The following is a 1,054-nucleotide window of genomic DNA, read 5'->3' as shown; positions in this document are numbered from 1 at the left end:
ACCGCTGGACCGCGGGCGGGCGGCGGTTCGCCGCACTGCGAGCACCAGAGCGGACGCCGCGAACAGCGCGGCGGTGAGCAGCAGCCAGCGGTGGAGGTAGGCGTCGGCGGGCAGGGCGGTGACGCGCTCGTAGCGGCCCACCTGGCGGGTGATGAGCGGGAAGTAGACGAGCAGCAGCAGCCCGGAGACGACGGCGGGGAAGCGCACGTAGTTCACCAGCCGCGGGCCCAGTACGCGCTGGACGCCCCGGTCGGCGAGCGAGTACAGCGGCACCAGCGCCAGGTCGTGCAGCACCGCCGCACCCGCCAGCCACAGGGCGACGCCGAGCGGGTCCTTGTCGAAGAGGCGGACACCGGCGTAGCCGGTGAGCGCGAAGGAGGCGAGGAGGAGGGCGAGGGTGGGGAGGGGACCGGGCGCGAGCAGGCGGCGTACGGACCGGGGGACGGCCCGTTCCGTACCCGCCCCGCCCACTCCGCCCACTCCGCTCGGCCCGCTCGGCCCGCCCGGCCCGCCTGCTTCGCCCGCCTCGCGCCGCGGGCTCTCCGGGCTCACGGCAGCTCTCCGAACGTCAGCCTGGTGACCCACTTCGTGTTGTGCACCCCGGGGTTCGCCGGGACGATGATCCGCGCCGGGTACCCGTGGTCCCGGGACAGCGCCGCGCCGTTGACGTGGAGGGCCAGCAACGACCGCGGATCGCGTACCTGGTTGGCCCGCAGCGACGCCGCGCGGAACGCCCCACTCCGCTGCACCGACTCCGCGAACACCCCGTCCCCCTCCCCCGCGCCCACCAGCGCCGCCAGGTCGACGAGCCGCACCCCGCGCCACAGCTGGTCGTCCGTCGACCACCCCTCGACGCACGCGATCGGCAGCGCCGCCGTGTGCTGCGGCAGCGCCAGCAGCTCCGCCCTGGTGAGCACCGTGCGGGGGCCGCTCCCGGCCCGTACGACCAGGCGCCAGCGCTCGCCGATGTCGGCCGGATCGATGCCGAGGGCGGCGGCGGTCTTGTTGATCTGGAAGCCGTTCGGCCCTCCCCCCGGGTCGGCGCCGCCGTGCG

The 1,054-nt window shown here is 75.9% G+C and carries 2 protein-coding genes; both read right to left on the bottom strand.

Features of this window, described 5'->3' with window-relative positions:
• Positions 1 to 471, bottom strand: a 471-nt coding sequence (locus H5J30_RS35340; RefSeq protein ID WP_374101072.1) for a hypothetical protein, incomplete at its 3' end; no start/stop codon positions are given.
• A gap of 77 nt (positions 472 to 548) precedes the next feature.
• The coding region (locus H5J30_RS35335) for a molybdopterin-dependent oxidoreductase (protein WP_181791877.1) at positions 549 to 1,054 on the bottom strand (506 nt) is incomplete at its 5' end.

The sequence above is a fragment of the Streptomyces phytophilus genome (assembly GCF_013870535.1).
Classification (GTDB): Bacteria; Actinomycetota; Actinomycetes; order Streptomycetales; family Streptomycetaceae; genus Streptomyces; species Streptomyces phytophilus.
The sequence above is the reverse complement of the archived record's forward strand: the minus strand, read 5'-3'. Positions and strand labels throughout refer to the sequence as shown.